The sequence below is a fragment of the Flavobacterium sp. FlaQc-48 genome (assembly GCF_044007335.1).
In the GTDB taxonomy this organism is placed as follows: domain Bacteria; phylum Bacteroidota; class Bacteroidia; order Flavobacteriales; family Flavobacteriaceae; genus Flavobacterium.
In genome coordinates this window covers 103,280-121,464 of the sequence record NZ_JBIPCR010000012.1, presented here as the reverse complement: position 1 = coordinate 121,464, position 18,185 = coordinate 103,280, and the positions used below count along the sequence as shown (strand labels likewise).

The window sequence follows — 18,185 nt, the reverse complement described above, 5'->3', positions numbered from 1 at the left end:
GTATTTCCTAAAAAAAATATAAATTCGTACAACAAAAAATATAATAAACTAAAATACAATATAGTATGAAGTGGATAGGCAGAAGACAAAGTGATAATGTTGAAGACCGAAGAGGTGTTTCCGGTGGAAAAGTAGCCGTTGGAGGTGGAATTATTGGTATTGTTATTTTACTACTTAATGTTTTTGGCGGTGAAACCGGCCAGACCATAGGAAATGTTTTGCAGCAAGTACAAGGCGGACAAAATCAAACTGAAGCTGCTGCTCCATTAAGTAAGGAAGATGAAGAAATGGGGGCTTTTGTAAAAACAATGCTAGCATATAATGAGGACACGTGGAGCAAAATTTTCACAGAACATGGCATGACGTACGAAAAACCCAAATTAGTGCTTTTTAGAGGTTCTGTACAAACAGCTTGTGGCGGGGCATCATCAGCATCTGGACCATTTTATTGTCCTGGAGACCGGAAAGTTTATATGGATCTTGCTTTTTTCGAAGAATTAAAAACAAAATTTGGTGCAGAAGGAGGTGATTTTGCCATAGCCTATGTAATTGCACATGAAATTGGTCATCATATACAAACTTTACTCGGAACGTCCGAAAAAATGCATCAGGAACAGCAGGGAAAAAGTGAAGCAGAAGCTAATAAACTATCAGTCGCATTAGAACTACAGGCCGATTTTTATGCTGGAGTATGGGCTCATGATAATCAGAAAGAACTGGAATCAGGAGATATTGAAGAAGCCTTAAGTGCTGCCAATGCGGTTGGTGATGATGCCATTCAAAGCAAAATGCAGGGACATGTTGTTCCTGATTCTTTTACACATGGAACGTCGGAACAAAGGATGTACTGGTTTAAAAAAGGATTCCAATCCGGAGATATCAAACAGGGAAATACTTTTGACGAAATAAGATAATACTTAAACCAAATATAATAAACCAAATGAGCATGACTTAATCGTCATGCTTTTTTTGTTTTTCCTATATTTTATAGTTCATAAACTAAGGCGCACAAAAAAAGCCCTGAATTTCTTCAGGGCTTTAAATTTCTGGGTGGCTGACCGGGTTCGAACCGGCGACCCGCGGCACCACAAACCGCTACTCTAACCAGCTGAGCTACAACCACCATTTTTGCTTAGCGAGTGCAAATATATAACAAAGGTTTACTTCTACAAAGAAAAAAATGAAAAAATTACATTAAATTTTCTAAGCTATTGACTGCCAAACACCTTTCAACAGTAAAACCTTCGGCAAAATCCTTACCTACCAGCCTTCCTAAGTCCTGCGCACGATAATTTAAGCTTTCAAAAAAGTTTTTACTCGTAATTGGTGTTACAGGTTCTTTTGAATTTGGATCATAAAACTGCGTTTTATAGGCCATAATCGCTTCTACTTTTTTCTTTTCAAAACCTGTAATATCAACGACAAAGTCAGGCTGGATGTTTTTCCACTGAATATAATGATACACTACTTTTGGTCTCCACGCTTCCTGATTCTCTCCATCAATCGAAGTTTCGATTTTCATTAATCCCGATAAAAAGCAGGCATCAGAAACTAATTTACTTCCTTTTCCGTGATCAATATGGCGATCGTCAATAGCATTGCACAATACAATCTCCGGTTTATATTTTCGGATCATTTTGATTACTTCCAACTGATGTTTTTCGTCGTTTACAAAAAAACCATCGCGCAGACCTAAATTTTCACGCACTAAAACGCCTAAAATCTTTGCAGCATCTTTCGCCTCCTGATCTCTCGTTTCAGCCGTTCCACGCGTTCCTAATTCACCACGCGTTAAATCAACAATACCTACTTTTTTCCCAAGAGATATTTCTTTTAAAATGGTTCCTGCACAACCCAATTCTACATCATCCGGATGTGCCCCAAAGGCTAATATATCTAATTTCATATTTTTCAATGTCAATGTCAAAAATCAATTTCAATTTCAATAAAAAACTAAATTGACTTTTTATTATCTATTCTCTTTACTCTTTACTCTATTCTCTTTACTCTATTCTCTTTACTCTATTCTCTTTACTCTATTTTATCTTCAGCACTCTTTTCATCGTCATGGATTTATTGACGCTTTCCTCCCATTCTTTTTCAGGAATACTTTCTTTTGTAATGCCACAGCCCATATACAGAATGGCTTTATGATCCTGAATTTGCATGCTGCGTAAATTTACAAATAAATCAGAACTACTATCGCTATAGGCAAAACTGCTGTTTAATTCCCCCAGAAAACCGGTATAAAATGTCCTGTCGTAATTTTCATTCTCTATGATAAAGGCTTTTGCTTTTTTCTTGGGCAAACCACAAACCGCAGGAGTTGGATGCAAAGTATCAATTACTTCTTCAAGGGTCGAATTGTCATTCAATACTCCCGAAATATCCGTTTTAATATGCCAGATGGATCCTGCTCTCAGACTATACGGTTCTGTAACATTAACCGAAGCGGCAACCTCACGCAATCTTTTTACAATAAAATCAGTTACGTATTGCTGTTCGTCTTTTTCTTTTTGCTGCCAGAGGATTTCAGTTTCAGCAGTTGCTTTTTGTGTTCCTGCCAAAGCCGTAGTTTCAAAAACATTTCCGTTTGCTTTTAGCAGTTGTTCCGGTGTTGCTCCCATCCAGAAACCAATTTGAGGATGAAAAAAGCAATACGAAAAAGTAGTTGGATACAATTCCGTCAAATGCTGAAAAGTGGCTACAAAATCAAATTCAGTCAAATCTACACTTTCACTTCTGGACAAAACAACTTTCTTGAATTCTTCGTTTTTGATCGCCTCAATTCCTTTAGCAACTAAAGTTTCATATTGAATTTTAGCTGCAGCATCAAAACCTGAATCTTCAATTTCAATAGTCGCAAAAGACAGATTCTCCTGTTCCGTCGTTATAACCTCAGATTCATTTTCCGGAATTAAAATGAGTTGCTTTTCATCAAAAGAAGCGAAGACAAAACCTTTTTCTTTATAATTAGAAATTTTATGTAAAACATCGTTTTGCTGTAAAAGTCCAAAAATGCTGCTGGAATTAGGTTTAGAATACATTACAAAAGGCAAATGCTTTTCGTAATGTTTTTTTATTTTAGAAAAAAAGTCATTCATGTGCTATTCTGTTTTCTTTTTCTCCAAAACCATATTCGTCAGTTTACAAAGCGAAATCAGGTTTCCGGCTTCATCGGTGATTTTAATTTCCCAAAGGTGGATACTTCTTCCTTTGTGAATGATTCTTGCCGTTCCGAAAACCCAGCCTTCACGAATACTTTTTAAGTGATTGGCCGAAATTTCGATGCCGCGTACCTCCTGTTCTTTTGGATTAATAAAAAAAAATGATGCTGCACTGCCTACACTTTCAGCCAAAGCTACTGAAGCGCCTCCGTGCAAAAGTCCCATGGGTTGATGAACTGACGGATTTACCGGCATTTTTGCTGTCAAAAAATCTTCGCCAGCGTCTATATATTCAATTTTTAGCGTTTCCATCAGCGTGTTTTTGGAAAACTCGTTGCAACGGGCTAAAATTTGCTCTTTTGTATAATTCATTTAAATTAGGCTTTAAAATCGTAAAATTAAAGAAAAGAAGAGATACAAATTAGAAAATCCAATTCAAAATTAAAAATCATCGGTAAACATGTAAGTTTTTTGTTATTTTTACAAAAAAGAATCAATTACAGGTCTGGGGCGGAAACAGCTTTCTTTGCCACCGGTTTCATAGATTAATACAGATTTAGGTTCATACAGCCAAAATCTGCAGCAAAAAAAACTAAACCCATTCAAATGCGTCAACATTTTGTATTTTTCATTTTCGGAATAATTATAGTTTTCAGTTCTTGCCGTACTGATTTTGATACCGTTGCCAGTTCCGGGGATTTAAAGTTTTCAAAAGATACCGTTTACCTGGATACTGTTTTTAAAAATATTGGTTCGGGGACCTACCAGCTTAAAGTTTACAATACAAGCAAAAACGACATTTCGATTCCGACAATTCAACTCAAAAACGGCTTAAATTCAAAATACCGAATGACCGTTGACGGAATGAGCGGAAACAGTGGAAAAATATTCAAAGATGTCACACTTTTGTCAAAAGACAGTTTGTATATTTTTATAGAAACCACCGCAGATATCACAGATGCAAATCCAACAGACTTTTTATATACAGATCAGATTCAGTTTGACAGCGGCGCCAACCTTCAGGAAGTCGCTTTGGTCACCTTAATTCAGGATGCTGTTTTCCTGTATCCAAAACAAAATGCTGATGGAACTAAAGAGAAAATTCAAATTGACGGAAAACCAGTGGATGGTTTTTATCTGGATGAAAATGATCCTGTAAACGGAAATGAATTACTATTTACCAACAAAAAACCTTATGTCATTTACGGCTTTGCAGGTGTGCCCGAAGACAAAACCGTTACTTTTGAAGCCGGGGCAAAAGTCTTTTTTCATGCCAATTCAGGGCTTTATGTAGACAACAAAGCCTCACTTCAAATAAATGGAGCTGCTTCAACAACGGATAAAGCAGAAAACGAAGTAGTTTTCGAAGGAGACCGCCTGGAATCACTTTACGATGATATTCCCGGCCAGTGGAATTCGGTTATTCTGGCAAAAGGAAGTAAAAACCATTCGATAAACCATCTTACTTTAAAAAATGCCATCACCGGTTTAAACTTTAAAAATCCGGATCATACCACGACAATTCAGATCAAAAACACACAGGTTTACAATTGTGCCGAATATGGAATCTTAGCTCAAAATGCCCATATTAACGGAGAAAATATTGTTATTAATTATGCAGGTTTAGCAAGTTTATCCTGTGTCTATGGCGGAAATTATATTTTTACCCACTGCACTTTCAATAACAACTGGCAAACCAATGCACCGTTTGCCGTTAATTTAAGTAATAGTCTGGCTGGCGCGACTCCGGAAACCAATGCGTTAACACAAGCCACTTTCAATAACTGTATTATTTATGGTTCAGCCAGTAACGAATTTAACCTGAACAAAAACACCAGTACCCCATTTGTGTACCAGCTGAATAATTGTTTATTGAAATTTAGCAGTTCCGGTACCAATCCGGATTATCAGTTTAAAACAGATGCGGTGCATTACAACCAGATCATTTTAAATGAAAACCCGAAATTCTATAATGTTTCTAAAAACAAATTCAATATCGATAATACTTCTGCCGCTTTCGCGAAAGGGAATCAGGCGTATATCATCACACAGGACATTATTGGAAAAACCAGAACTTCCCCTCCGGATTTAGGTGCTTATCAAAGTGCCGCCTTCCCTAAATAATTTCTTTTTTCACCCCTATCCTAATATGTGATATTAGAAAAATTAAGCCTTTTATCCTGCTAATGAGCTGGTGTTTTTTTTACACCAAAGATTAGATTTTCGCTGCGGAGTTACAGACAGAATGTGTCCTTATACAGAAATCACATAAAATGAGGAAAATCTTTTCTATCACTTTTTCACTGGTTTAGAAAAAAACTTTGCGACTTCGTATTTTGCCGGATCATTCTAAAAACACTCGTCAAAAATGAACTTATATCTCGTATATGGCAAAAAAAACCATGCGTAAGAAAATTTTTCTAAAATTAAACATCACTTAACACAATGTATTCTTTAAAGTAGTAAATTTGATACAATTAACAAATTAAGAAACTGACATTCAATTTATTGAATATTTTAATTTATAAATTTCATCAACCCAAATCTTATCATTTACTATGAAAAAAAACTACTCTTTACTCTTATTGATGTTTGTCACGCTGGGATTTGCCCAAATTCCTTCCGGTTATTACAGCACGGCGACCGGAACAGGTTATACGCTGAAAACTCAATTGTACAACATTATTAAAGACCATACCAATAACGGATATGCAGGTTTGTATACTACTTATCAAACTTCTGATGTCGACAATTTTTACGAGAATGACGGAAGTGTTTTAGACATGTATTCTGAAAATCCATCCGGAACAGATCCATACAATTACAGCACAGGAAGTACACAACGATGTGGAAGTTATTCTGCAGAAGGCGATTGTTACAATAGGGAACATATAATCCCACAATCGGTTTTTAACGAACAATCCCCAATGGTCGCTGATGCACATTTTATCACTCCAACAGATGGTAAAGTAAACGGAATGCGTTCCAACTATCCACACGGAACCGTAAGTTCAGTAACTTATACTTCTCAAAACGGAAGCAAATTAGGATCAAGCGCTGTATCCGGGTATTCAGGAACTGTTTTTGAACCTATCAATGAATTTAAGGGCGATATTGCCAGAATGTATTTTTATTTTGCTACCCGTTATGAAAATACTGTTGCAGGGTATTCTTATCCCATGTTTGATGGTTCAGGCAACAAAGTTTTTACAACTGCTTTCCTAAATATGCTGTTAGCCTGGAATACACAGGATCCGGTAAGCGCCAGAGAAATTGCACGAAACAATGCGATTTATACACGTCAGAATAACCGAAATCCATACATCGATCATCCGGAATATGTAAACCAAATATGGGGTGGTACTGCTCCTTCCGGAGATACTCAGGCACCAACTGCTCCAACGAGTTTGGCTTCTACATCAAAAACAGCAGTTTCTATTACAGTTGCCTGGAATGCTTCTACAGATAATGTTGGGGTTACAGGCTATAACGTTTATGCAAATAATGTTCTAAAAAGTACGGTTACCAGTTTAAATTATACCATTACAGGATTAACTGCTTCAACAAGTTACAGTATTTATGTTACGGCCAGAGATGCCGCAGGAAATACTTCATCATCCAGCAACACCATTGCAGTTACAACAAATGCCAGTGGCGGAACTGGCGGAACAGCTACCGAGTTGCTATTCTCTGAATATGTTGAAGGTTCAGGAAATAACAAAGCCTTAGAAATTGCCAATAATACGGGAAGTGCCGTGAGTTTATCTGCCTACACTGTAAAAAAACAAACCAATGGTGCCGGAGCATGGAGCACTGGTTTAACTTTAAGCGGAACATTAGCAACCGGAAGTAAATTTACGATTGTAAACAGTTCAATGTCTTCCAGTTGTTTTGCTACGAGCTCAGCAAACATTTCCACAACAGCAACCGAACTGACTTTTAACGGAAATGATGCAGTGGGTTTATTCAAAAATGGCGTCTTGATCGATATTATCGGAACTTTTAATGGCGGAACAGCCAACTTTGCAGCTGATGTTACTTTAAGAAGAAAGTCAACCGTAACAGCACCAAGCACTACTTTTAATCTGGCCTCGCAATGGGATTCATTTGGTACAGATACTTGTTCAAACTTAGGGGCTAAACCAGGCGGAAATGATGGAACTCTTGAAATACCGGAAGAAACTTTTACAGAATTAAAAGGACTGTTTTTATATCCAAATCCGTCTGACGGAAATTTCAATATTTATTTTAAAAATAGCTCATCACCTTATTCTATCGAGATAATTTCAATATTAGGTCAAAAAGTATTTGAGAAATCAAACACCACAGATTCATTATCGACGATACATAATTTGCCAAAAGGCATCTACATTGTTCGTATTAATCAGAATGCTGAAACTTTTGCCAAAAAGATCATCATCAACTAATTAAGAACGAGTGCTTACTAAACTAAAAGCGGCAATATTGCCGCTTTTTTTGTTTTCTAAAAATGTTTTTTTTTCAAACAGTCGACATTAAGATAGTTTACGCACTGTACTAATTTTGCACGCAAAGACACAATGGCGCCAGGTTTTTTATTTACCAAGCTTAAAAAAAATAAGCCTTTGCGCCTTTGCGTCTTTGCACGATTAAAAAAAATAAAACTTACGTTTTCCGGGAAAACCTTCCACACAAGAAGACGCACAGCAATGCATCTCTACACATATGACCCAAAAAACGCCCGGACTTTTTTTCAAAAGAGTTTCTTTTCAAATTTGCGCTTGCTATTTATTTACACTAAATTTGCACCTCAATACAACAAACTACACATCACAATGATCCATTTCTTTGAAAACCAAAGCAAAACTGTTTTTGCCGTACAAACGCAAAACGAAATTTCGGCTCAAGACATTTCAAAACTAAACTGGCTTTTTGCCAACTCTAATAAGATCGAAAAATCCGCACTGACGGATTTTTTTGTTGGTCCCCGTGCCACTATGATCACACCCTGGAGTACAAATGCTGTAGAAATTACTCAAAATATGGGTATTCCGGGCATTATCAGAATTGAAGAATTTCATCCGGCAACGGAAGATTTTACTGATTTTGATCCAATGCTTTCACAAAAATTCAATCAATTAGATCAGGAGATTTTCACGATTAATGTTCAGCCGGAACCAATTTTGGAAATCGATGATATTGCCGCTTATAATAAAGTAGAAGGTTTAGCCCTTAGCCAGGAAGAAGTTGATTATTTAGACAATCTTGCTGTAAAACTGGGAAGAAAACTAACCGATTCTGAGATTTTTGCTTTCTCACAAGCCAACTCAGAACACTGTCGCCACAAAATTTTCAACGGAACTTTTGTAATTGATGGTGAAGAAAAAGAGACTTCTCTTTTCAAATTAATCAAAAAAACATCACAGGAAAACCCTAACGATATCGTGTCTGCTTACAAAGACAACGTTGCTTTTGTAAAAGGGCCAAAAGTGCAGCAGTTTGCACCAAAATCTGCCGATAAACCTGATTATTACGAGATAAAAGAATTTGATTCGGTTTTATCTTTAAAAGCAGAAACACACAATTTCCCAACCACAGTTGAGCCTTTCAACGGAGCTGCAACTGGTTCAGGAGGAGAAATTCGTGACCGTTTGGCTGGTGGTCAGGGTTCTTTGCCATTAGCAGGAACTGCAGTTTACATGACTTCCTATTCTCGTTTAAACGACGACAGAAAATGGGAAAATGCTGTTGAGGAAAGAAAATGGCTGTACCAAACTCCTATGGACATTTTAATCAAAGCTTCAAACGGAGCTTCTGATTTTGGAAATAAATTCGGGCAACCGCTTATTACAGGTTCGGTTTTGACTTTCGAACATTCTGAAAATGACCGCAAAATTGGTTACGATAAAGTAATTATGCAAGCGGGCGGAATTGGTTACGGAAAACTAGATCAGGCAATCAAAAAGAAACCACAAGAAGGCGACAAAATCGTAATCTTAGGTGGAGAAAATTATAGAATCGGAATGGGTGGAGCTGCGGTTTCTTCTGCAGATACAGGAGCTTTTGGTTCAGGAATTGAATTAAACGCAATCCAACGTTCGAATCCTGAAATGCAAAAACGTGCTGCCAATGCCATTCGTGGTCTGGTAGAAAGCGATCATAACCCAATTGTTTCGATTCACGATCATGGTGCAGGTGGACACTTAAACTGTCTTTCGGAATTGGTGGAAGAAACCGGAGGATTAATCGATTTGGATAAATTGCCTGTTGGAGATCCTACACTTTCTGCAAAAGAAATTATAGGTAACGAATCTCAGGAAAGGATGGGATTGGTTATTGGTCAAAAAGATATTGATATTTTACAAAGAATCGCCGACAGAGAGCGTTCGCCAATGTATCAGGTTGGAGATGTAACGGGAGATCACCGTTTTACTTTTCAATCAAAATCAAATGGTTCAAAACCGATGGATTATGCTTTAGAAGATTTCTTCGGAAGTTCTCCAAAAACGGTTATGACAGATAAAACGATCGACAGAAAATATGCTGATGTTTCTTATTCGGCAAATGATTTCGAAAGTTATTTAAAAGACGTTTTACGTTTAGAAGCGGTTGCCTCAAAAGACTGGTTAACCAATAAAGTCGACCGTTGTGTAGGCGGAAAAGTAGCCAAACAACAAAATGCGGGACCTTTGCAATTGCCGTTGAATAATGTTGGGGTTATGGCTCTTGATTATTTAGGAAAAGAAGGAATTGCCACTTCTATTGGCCACGCTCCTGTCGCCGCTTTAATTGATCCGGTTGCAGGAAGCAGAAATGCGATTGCAGAATCGTTATCAAACATTATCTGGGCACCAATTAAAGATGGTTTAAAAGGAATTTCATTATCTGCAAACTGGATGTGGGCTTGTAAAAACGAAGGTGAAGACGCTCGTTTGTATGCTGCTGTTGAAGGTTGTTCGGATTTCGCAATTGAATTGGGAATCAATATTCCGACAGGAAAAGATTCACTTTCGATGAAACAAAAATATCCAAACGACGAAGTAATTGCACCGGGAACGGTTATTATTTCGGCTGGAGGAAACTGTACCGACATTAGAAAAGTAGTAGAACCGGTTTTACAGAAAAACGGAGATTCTATTTATTATATCAATTTGTCTCAGGATGATTTCAAATTAGGAGGTTCGTCTTTTGCACAAATCAGAAACACTATTGGAAATGAAACTTCTACTATAAAAGACGCTTCTTTCTTCAAAAATGCTTTTAATACTATTCAGGAATTAATCGGTGAAAATCAAATTCTTGCCGGACACGATATCGGAAGCGGTGGTTTGATTACTACTTTATTAGAATTGTGTTTTGCTGACGTAAACCTTGGAGCAAAAATTGATTTCAGCGCTTTCGCGGAAAAAGACGTATTGAAAATCCTTTTCGCAGAAAACATCGGAATCGTTTTCCAGGCAAAATCTGACGTTGCTGTTGAAGCTAAATTGAAAGGAAATAATATCGAATTTTTCAAATTAGGAAAAGCGACAACTACTGAGACTTTAGACCTTGGACTTTGGACTTTAGACATTAAAAAATACAGAGACATCTGGTTTGAAACTTCTTATTTGTTAGATCAGAAACAATCTAAAAACGGAAGAGCTCAGGCACGTTTCGAAAACTATAAAAATCAGGTTTTAAATTATACTTTCCCGGCTCACTTTACAGGAAAAAAACCAGTAATCGATGCTTCGAAAGCAAAACCAAAGGCCGCAATTATCCGTGAAAAAGGAAGTAATTCTGAGCGTGAAATGGCAAATGCTATGTACTTAGCAGGTTTTGATGTAAAAGACGTTCACATGACCGATTTGATTTCCGGTCGTGAAACGCTTGAAGATATTCAGTTTATTGGTGCAGTTGGCGGATTCTCTAACTCAGATGTTTTAGGTTCTGCCAAAGGTTGGGCCGGAGCTTTCTTATACAACGAAAAAGCAAAAACAGCTTTGGATAATTTCTTTAAAAGAGAAGATACTTTATCTGTCGGGATCTGTAACGGCTGCCAGTTGTTTATGGAATTGGAAGTGATTAATCCGGAACATGAAGTTCACGGAAAAATGTTACATAACGAAAGCCAGAAACACGAAAGTATTTTTACTTCTGTAAAAGTACAAGAGAATAATTCGGTGATGTTATCGACATTGGCCGGAAGCACTTTAGGCGTTTGGGTTTCTCACGGAGAAGGAAAATTCAATTTACCTCTTGCCGAAGAAAACTATAACATTGTTTCTAAATATGCCTACGAAGGATATCCTGCAAATCCTAACGGTTCTGATTATAACACAGCAATGCTATGTGACAAAACCGGAAGACATTTGGTGATGATGCCTCATATTGAGCGTTCAACTTTCCAATGGAACTGGGCGAATTATCCAAAAGACAGAAACGACGAAGTTTCGCCTTGGCATGAAGCTTTTGTTAACGCCAGAAAATGGATTGAGAAAAACTAAAATCAATATCATTATACATAAAAAAAATGCCCCAACACTATTTGTCGGGGCATTTTTTTATCGCTTAAAAGAAGAAGCAATACCCGTTACAATGCTGGCAGAAGCAAAAGCAACCAAACCTGAAGCAATCGCCACCTGCCCTGCAAAAAACTGATCTTCTAAAATTCTTCCCTGAAACAATGTTCCTCCGGCTAATCCTGCAATTGTCCCCAAAACAACAGCACCAATGTACCACCATGGTTCCGGATCCGGCGGCGGTGGCGGGATTTTAAATAAACGTCTCCACCAACCCGGATACAATGTTCCGCAAATACCCAGTACTGCATAAAAAAATGTTGCCATAATAATCAGATTTAAAAATAATGCCTACTCATTTACTTTTCGGCTTTCGCAATTAATTCATTTCAAAACTACTGCGTCTTTAAATAGATTTGTTTATGCTTTTTCCTGTTTTTATTAGGGTAAAAAAGCCCTTTTTTCATCCAGCCTATTATTTTAAATATGATCTAAGACTAATTTAATACGATCTTAAGACAGTTTAAGCAAGCGTATTTATGGGGATAAATATATTTGTCTTATGAAAAAATGGAAACAAAATCTATCGCTTTTAATGGTCTTATTTTTTATAAACCAACTTTCTTTTGGTCAAAATTCTTCCTCTGTAAAAGGGAATATTTCTGACGGTAAACTTCCTTTAGAATTTGTCGATGTTATTTTAAAAAGTGTAAATGATTCTACAAAAGTTGCTGCTTATTCTGTTACAGATACTTCAGGAAATTTTGTTTTAGAAAACGTACCTACTGGCGATTATCAATTGCAATTCAAATTAATTGGATTTAAGACTTTCACTCAAAACATACAATTTACCGGTATTTCAATTACTATCGGAAATATAACGTTACAAAGCGACACGAACTTACTGAATGCTGTGGTTGTCAATTCTCAAAAAAAACAAATTCAGAAAACAGACGAAGGTTTTATTTTTAATGCCGTTTCGAACATTTCACAATCCGGGGGAACAGCTACAGATGTGCTAAAAAGTATGCCAACTGTTGCCGTTGATGCTGACGGAGCAATAACTTTGAGAGGAAAATCACCTATGATTTTAATTAACGGAAAAAACTCGGCGATTACCAATATGGACCAAATTGCCGCAAGTAGTATTGAAAGCATTGAGGTAATTAGCAATCCAACTGCCAAATATGACGCTAATGCCGAAAGCGGCATTATTAATATCAGGCTTAAAAAAAACAATCAAAGTGGTATGAATGGAGCGGTAGTCTTAGGTGGCGGATTTGGCGCAAAAGGAAGACTAAACAGTTCTGTGCTTTTAAATCAGAAAACAGAAAAATGGAATTTTGGTTTGGGATATGACAATCGTTTTGCCGGCAGAACCAAAAAAATAAAAAGCGAAAGAACCAATAATTTTATTGACGATGAACATTTTATCAATCAAAACAGAAATGACGAGCGAACAGAAGGTTTACAAAATCTAAAACTCAATATTGACTTTTCACCCAACGAACGAAACAGTTTTTCATTGGAAGCTTTAGGAAATATGGAAAGTCAGGATAATGACGAGACTTTGCACACACAAGTCAACACCAGTGCCCATCAGTTTTTTTCTAATAATGTGAGACATTCTTTAGAATTAGAACGTTCTAAAGTAGGCGAACTTGCTTTTAGCTATGATAGAAAATTCGCTGATGACCGTAAAAGCTTAAATGCAGCTATTACTTCTTCTTTCAATAAACACAGAGAAAACACAGATATCGACACTTACAATTACGATCAGTATGCTGCACAAACTGGCGATGCTTTTTTGCAAAGGACACACAATTATGAACATGAAAATATATCAAACGCAATTGTAAATTATGCGCTTCCTGTTTCTCAAAAATCTATTATAGAAACAGGTTACAAAGGAACATTTCGTTTTTTTAATTCAGATTTTCAAAGTGCTGACAAAACTAACGGTGATTATGTCGTAAATCCACTGTCGAGTAATTCCTTTACATTTAACGAACAAATAAATGCCGTTTACGGGCTTCTCAATTCGTTTACAGGTGATAAAGAAAATCCCAAATGGAAATACAATCTGGGATTGCGTGCAGAACAGGTTTCCAACAATGGAAAAACACAAAACAATAGCGATAATTTTTCCAACCACTATTTAAAACTTTTTCCTTCGGCATCCCTGCAAATGAATTTAGCCACAGATGAATTTGTAAAAATTGGCTATAGCAAACGCATCAACCGTCCTGATTTGGATGATTTGAACCCGTTTGTCGATATCACAGATGCATTGAATCCTCATGGTGGAAATCCGTATTTAAAACCTGAAATAATTCATATTGCCGAAATGGGTTACAATAAAGAATGGTCGAAATACTCCTTTTCAGCCAATGCTTTTTACAGAAACGCTACTGACGCTATCAGGCAATATGCAGTACTACAAGACAACGGGGTCATTTTATTACAGCCCCGAAACATTGGCAGCACGGTTACGTATGGCTTAGAAACTATTTTTAGCTTAAAACCCGCTGCTTTTTATGATGCCAATATCAGTGTCACTGCTTTTCAGCAACGCATTGATGCTTCTAATTTAACACAAGACGTAGTGAATAATGCTTTTAACTGGTACGGAAAAATCATTAATAATTTTGTTCCCTGGAAAGGCGGAAAACTACAAATAATTGGCAATTACAATTCGGCACTGGCCACGGCACAGGGAAAAAGAATTCCTGTTTATAATGTTGACATGGGTTTCCAGCAAAAATTAGGCAAAGGAAATGCCCGTTTAGGCTTAGTGGTTACTGATCTGTTTAACACGCTCGAAAGCGGTTATAAAAACAATACTTTACTGTTTACTAATAATCGGACTTCTAAATCAGATACACGTGCGCTGATGATCACTTTTGCTTATACTTTTAAATCTGATTTTAAAGAAAAACTATTAGAAAATCAGTTTTCGACAGAGTAATATTTGATTTAAATAAAAAAAATCATTCTTGTAATTGGGATTCATTTTTCTATGGAAATTTGAATTATATTCGCAAAAAAAATATCCCACAGATTTTTTTTTGCGTTTCCAAAAACACTTAAACCTACATAGAATGAAATCAGTACATTTATTACTTATTACCTTGTTTTTTGTTGCCACACAATCGCATTCACAAGTTCACGTAGATCAGATTACTTACAACGGCCGTGATCATTTTATTACCACTACTATTGGTTATCCTGTTCCGGGAACTTATATTCCAACGGGTCAAAAAGAACCTATGACGTTATTAAATCCGGATGGTACCGGTGTGATCCAGTCAGATGATTTAAGTAAAAAGAAAATCAATTGGGGAATCGAATGTACTGATGAAGGTATTCCGGTTTTTAAAGAAGGGTTCAATAGTGCGTCTTACACATTCTGGTACAGAACAAACGATAGCGATGCCTGGGTTTATTCACAATTCTCTATTCACTTTACCAAGAAAAAAATGTTTTTAATGGGCGAAAGAGTAAAAGAATATGTTGACTATAATGTACAATAAAACGGCTTCGAATTAAACATTTCTTTGTTTTTTGAAAATTTACTACAAAAAAGAAAACGTTTTCGTAGAATTTCTATATTACCTATAATTTTTCCCATAAAATTGTATAAAATTAAAAATTATACCTATTTTTTATTTAATTTGCGGTAAAATTCAATATATTAAACATGGTTTCAATCACACGCCTTTTTGATTTTCCCTATTATCAACAAGAAACTTATAACCTTCAGGTTGCCTTAGCAACTAAAAAAAACGGAGTCTGGGAAAAAACATCTAGCCAGGAATATATTGCAAAGGCAAATGCTGTTTCGAGAGCATTATTGCGCATGGGCGTTCAGAAAGATGATAAAATTGCCTTAATCACTTCTAACAATCGTACGGAGTGGAATATCATGGATATTGGGATTTTGCAGACCGGTGCGCAAAACGTTCCTATTTACCCTACTATTGCCGAAGAAGATTACGAATACATATTAAACCATAGCGGCAGTATTTACTGCTTTGTATCGGATGAAGAAGTACTTAACAAAGTAAACGCCATCAAAGCAAACGTTCCTACATTAAAAGAAGTTTTTTCTTTTAACGAAATTGGAGGCTGCAAACACTGGACAGAATTATTGACCCTTGGCCAGGATGAAAGCAATCAGAATGAAGTAGATGCCAGAAAAGACAGTATTCACACAGATGATCTGGCGACCATTATTTACACTTCAGGAACAACAGGAAAACCTAAAGGCGTTATGCTTTCGCACAAAAACATTGTGTCGAATGTTTTAGACAGTGCACCAAGAATTCCTTTTGATCCGGGAAAAAGTACCGCTTTGAGCTTCCTGCCTATTTGCCATATTTTTGAAAGAATGATTTTGTACATCTACCAATATTATGGTGTATCTGTGTATTTTGGAGAATCAATTGATAAAATTAGTGATAACCTGAAAGAAGTTCGGCCAACTGTTATTACAGCTGTACCAAGACTTTTAGAGAAAGTTTACGATAAAATTTATGCCAAAGGAACTGAACTGACAGGCATCAAGAAAAAACTGTTTTTCTGGGCTATTGATTTAGGTTTAAAATACGAACCATACGGAGCAAACGGTTTCTGGTATGAATTTCAGTTAAAAATTGCCCGAAAACTTATTTTCAGCAAGTGGAAAGAAGGTCTGGGAGGAAATTTAGAATTAATGGTTTCAGGTAGTGCCGCATTACAACCCCGTTTAACGAGAGTTTTTGCTGCTGCCGAAATTCCGGTTATGGAAGGTTACGGTTTATCTGAAACATCACCTGTAATTGCCGTAAATGACCAACGAAATAAAGGCTTTAAAATTGGAACTGTTGGAAAAGTAATTCGCAACGTCGAAGTTAAAATTGCCCAGGACGGTGAAATTCTTTGTAAAGGGCCAAACGTGATGTTAGGCTACTTTAAAGATCCTGAAAAAACAGCCGAAGCTTTACAGGATGGCTATTTCCATACCGGAGATATTGGTGAAATTGACAGCGAAGGCTTCCTGAAAATTACAGACCGTAAAAAAGAAATGTTCAAAACTTCAGGAGGAAAATACATTGCTCCCCAACTGATTGAAAATGCCATGAAACAATCTCGTTTTATTGAGCAGATTATGGTAATTGGGGAAGGCGAAAAAATGCCGGCAGCTTTTATCCAGCCAAATTTTGAGTTTGTAAAAGAATGGGCCAAAATTCATAAAATCACTTTAGGAAGCTCTAACAAAGAAATTGTTGAAAATCCTGAGGTTATTAAACGTATTGACAGTGAAATTGAGGAAATCAACAAAAAATTTGGACACTGGGAACAAATCAAACGTTTCGAGCTAACTCCGGATGTTTGGTCTATCGATGGCGGACAACTTACCCCTACTTTAAAACTGAAACGTAAAATTATTAAAGAAATTTATAAAGATCTTTATCTTAAAATCTACGATCATAATTAAATCAAAATAATATAACCAAACGAAAACGGCTGTCTCACAAAGACAGCCGTTTTTTATTTTACAAGTATTTCTTATTACTAAAACCCTAAACAATGAATCAGGTTAAAGATCTAGAAATTATATCCGAAAAAAATGCGAAAGTTAAATTTGTTTATGAATTAAATTCTAAATTTAAAAATAAGGTTTCGAACACTTATGGCATCTCTCTCGTGATCGCAAAGTATTTTTAGTAGAAATCAGTTTTGTTACTAATCTTAGGAGAGCTGGTCTTCGTTTCAGCTCAATAAAAAATTGACTTATGTACGTACAGTTTGTATTTTTGCCCGTATGAATGATAACTTTATAAATGAATATTTTGGGATAGGAATTCAAAATGGTAAAACACCTGAAAACTTGGGTGTTTTGTGGCGATCTGCTCAAAATTTAGGTGCTACTTTTATATTTACCATAGGCAATCGATATGCCAAACAAGCCTGTGATACCCATGATGCGGTAAAAGCAATTCCTTATTTTCATTATGATACTTTTGAAGCTTTTTTTGAAAATTTACCTAAAGGAGCGCGATTGGTTGGGGTTGAATTAGACGAAAAAGCTTCCGATTTAGAGACCTTTGAACATCCAAGGCGTTGTGTTTATTTATTGGGAGCAGAAGATCATGGCCTATCCAAAAAAGTAATGGATAAATGCCATCACTTAGTAAAATTTAAATCAGAAAAAAGTTTAAATGTGGCTGTCGCAGGAACTATTATTATGTACGACAGAAACTTGTCCAAACCACGTTCTTAAAACTGTGCACGAGCGGGACGTTTGCGACAGCAGGGAACGTTAAATTTGTTTATGGGTATTAGCTCCTTCAAAGAATTAAAATTATTTACCATTACCTTATTTCAATTATAAACCGCAGTTTCAACTTTGGGGTCCGGATGGTGCTGATTCATATTCTCCCACAGTTGACACTGTTGGCAATGTTTTTTTAGAATTATCTTTTTTTTTGCCTGATCATTCGCTTTTGTACCCTGGTTTAAGCGCCTTTTTTTCAGCTGCGATCAATAGTTA

12 protein-coding genes and 1 tRNA gene are annotated in these 18,185 nt (G+C 36.4%); 8 read left to right on the top strand and 5 right to left on the bottom strand.

The genetic code is table 11. The annotated features are described in order from the left end of the window. Nucleotides 1-65: 65 nt before the first annotated feature. Nucleotides 66-914: a neutral zinc metallopeptidase gene (locus ACHRWY_RS18425; RefSeq protein WP_395356624.1), complete on the top strand. Its 849-nt coding sequence runs from the start codon at nt 66-68 to the stop codon at nt 912-914. A 135-nt stretch (nt 915-1,049) separates the two neighbouring features. Here ACHRWY_RS18425 and ACHRWY_RS18420 read toward each other — a convergent pair. The 4 genes from ACHRWY_RS18420 to ACHRWY_RS18405 form a co-directional block, all read right to left on the bottom strand. Next, nucleotides 1,050-1,123, bottom strand: a tRNA-His gene (locus ACHRWY_RS18420). 66 nt (nt 1,124-1,189) lie between these two features. Further along, a complete protein-coding gene (gene bshB1, locus ACHRWY_RS18415) occupies nt 1,190-1,906 on the bottom strand; it encodes a bacillithiol biosynthesis deacetylase BshB1 (protein WP_395356623.1) in 717 nt (238 codons plus the stop codon). Between the two features lie 130 nt (nt 1,907-2,036). Then, nucleotides 2,037-3,104: a chorismate-binding protein gene (locus tag ACHRWY_RS18410; protein WP_395356621.1), complete on the bottom strand. Its 1,068-nt coding sequence runs from the start codon at nt 3,102-3,104 to the stop codon at nt 2,037-2,039. Nucleotides 3,105-3,107: 3 nt separating this feature from the next. Beyond that, nucleotides 3,108-3,539: a PaaI family thioesterase gene (locus ACHRWY_RS18405; protein WP_055096087.1), complete on the bottom strand. Its 432-nt coding sequence runs from the start codon at nt 3,537-3,539 to the stop codon at nt 3,108-3,110. Between the two features lie 234 nt (nt 3,540-3,773). On the opposite strand from ACHRWY_RS18405, the gene ACHRWY_RS18400 reads away from it, so the two are divergent. The 3 genes from ACHRWY_RS18400 (at nt 3,774) to purL (ending at nt 11,635) form a co-directional block, all read left to right on the top strand. After that, nucleotides 3,774-5,291 (top strand): hypothetical protein, encoded by a 1,518-nt coding sequence (locus tag ACHRWY_RS18400; protein ID WP_395356619.1) that lies wholly within the window; start codon nt 3,774-3,776, stop codon nt 5,289-5,291. Nucleotides 5,292-5,725: 434 nt separating this feature from the next. Beyond that, the gene (locus ACHRWY_RS18395; RefSeq protein WP_395356617.1) at nt 5,726-7,594 is read left to right on the top strand and encodes an endonuclease; all 1,869 of its coding nucleotides are present in this window, start codon (nt 5,726-5,728) and stop codon (nt 7,592-7,594) included. Between the two features lie 387 nt (nt 7,595-7,981). Further along, complete coding sequence (gene purL, locus ACHRWY_RS18390) at nt 7,982-11,635, top strand: phosphoribosylformylglycinamidine synthase (RefSeq protein WP_395356616.1); 3,654 nt, start codon at nt 7,982-7,984, stop codon at nt 11,633-11,635. 57 nt (nt 11,636-11,692) lie between these two features. On the opposite strand, the gene ACHRWY_RS18385 is transcribed toward purL, so the two are convergent. Continuing rightward, the gene (locus ACHRWY_RS18385) at nt 11,693-11,977 is read right to left on the bottom strand and encodes a hypothetical protein (RefSeq protein WP_395356615.1); all 285 of its coding nucleotides are present in this window, start codon (nt 11,975-11,977) and stop codon (nt 11,693-11,695) included. Nucleotides 11,978-12,212: 235 nt separating this feature from the next. Between ACHRWY_RS18385 and ACHRWY_RS18380 the strand changes: the two genes are divergently transcribed. The 4 genes from ACHRWY_RS18380 (at nt 12,213) to ACHRWY_RS18365 (ending at nt 17,915) form a co-directional block, all read left to right on the top strand. After that, nucleotides 12,213-14,618 (top strand): TonB-dependent receptor domain-containing protein, encoded by a 2,406-nt coding sequence (locus tag ACHRWY_RS18380; protein WP_395356613.1) that lies wholly within the window; start codon nt 12,213-12,215, stop codon nt 14,616-14,618. Between the two features lie 133 nt (nt 14,619-14,751). Next, a complete protein-coding gene (locus ACHRWY_RS18375; RefSeq protein ID WP_395356612.1) occupies nt 14,752-15,183 on the top strand; it encodes a hypothetical protein in 432 nt (143 codons plus the stop codon). Between the two features lie 167 nt (nt 15,184-15,350). Then, complete coding sequence (locus ACHRWY_RS18370) at nt 15,351-17,129, top strand: AMP-dependent synthetase/ligase (RefSeq protein WP_395356611.1); 1,779 nt, start codon at nt 15,351-15,353, stop codon at nt 17,127-17,129. A gap of 327 nt (nt 17,130-17,456) precedes the next feature. Next, complete coding sequence (locus ACHRWY_RS18365; protein ID WP_395356610.1) at nt 17,457-17,915, top strand: RNA methyltransferase; 459 nt, start codon at nt 17,457-17,459, stop codon at nt 17,913-17,915. Nucleotides 17,916-18,185 lie beyond the last annotated feature (270 nt).

Excerpts from the sequence above, each read along its gene's own strand:
- ACHRWY_RS18370 (WP_395356611.1), top strand. The coding sequence starts at position 15,351 with ATGGTTTCAATCACACGCCTTTTTGATTTTCCCTATTATCAACAAGAA.
- ACHRWY_RS18365 (WP_395356610.1), top strand. The coding sequence starts at position 17,457 with ATGAATGATAACTTTATAAATGAATATTTTGGGATAGGAATTCAAAAT.
- ACHRWY_RS18405 (WP_055096087.1), bottom strand. The coding sequence starts at position 3,539 with ATGAATTATACAAAAGAGCAAATTTTAGCCCGTTGCAACGAGTTTTCC.
- ACHRWY_RS18385 (WP_395356615.1), bottom strand. The coding sequence starts at position 11,977 with ATGGCAACATTTTTTTATGCAGTACTGGGTATTTGCGGAACATTGTAT.
- ACHRWY_RS18395 (WP_395356617.1), top strand. The coding sequence starts at position 5,726 with ATGAAAAAAAACTACTCTTTACTCTTATTGATGTTTGTCACGCTGGGA.
- ACHRWY_RS18425 (WP_395356624.1), top strand. The coding sequence starts at position 66 with ATGAAGTGGATAGGCAGAAGACAAAGTGATAATGTTGAAGACCGAAGA.
- purL (WP_395356616.1), top strand. The coding sequence starts at position 7,982 with ATGATCCATTTCTTTGAAAACCAAAGCAAAACTGTTTTTGCCGTACAA.
- ACHRWY_RS18400 (WP_395356619.1), top strand. The coding sequence starts at position 3,774 with ATGCGTCAACATTTTGTATTTTTCATTTTCGGAATAATTATAGTTTTC.
- ACHRWY_RS18375 (WP_395356612.1), top strand. The coding sequence starts at position 14,752 with ATGAAATCAGTACATTTATTACTTATTACCTTGTTTTTTGTTGCCACA.
- bshB1 (WP_395356623.1), bottom strand. The coding sequence starts at position 1,906 with ATGAAATTAGATATATTAGCCTTTGGGGCACATCCGGATGATGTAGAA.
- ACHRWY_RS18380 (WP_395356613.1), top strand. The coding sequence starts at position 12,213 with ATGAAAAAATGGAAACAAAATCTATCGCTTTTAATGGTCTTATTTTTT.
- ACHRWY_RS18410 (WP_395356621.1), bottom strand. The coding sequence starts at position 3,104 with ATGAATGACTTTTTTTCTAAAATAAAAAAACATTACGAAAAGCATTTG.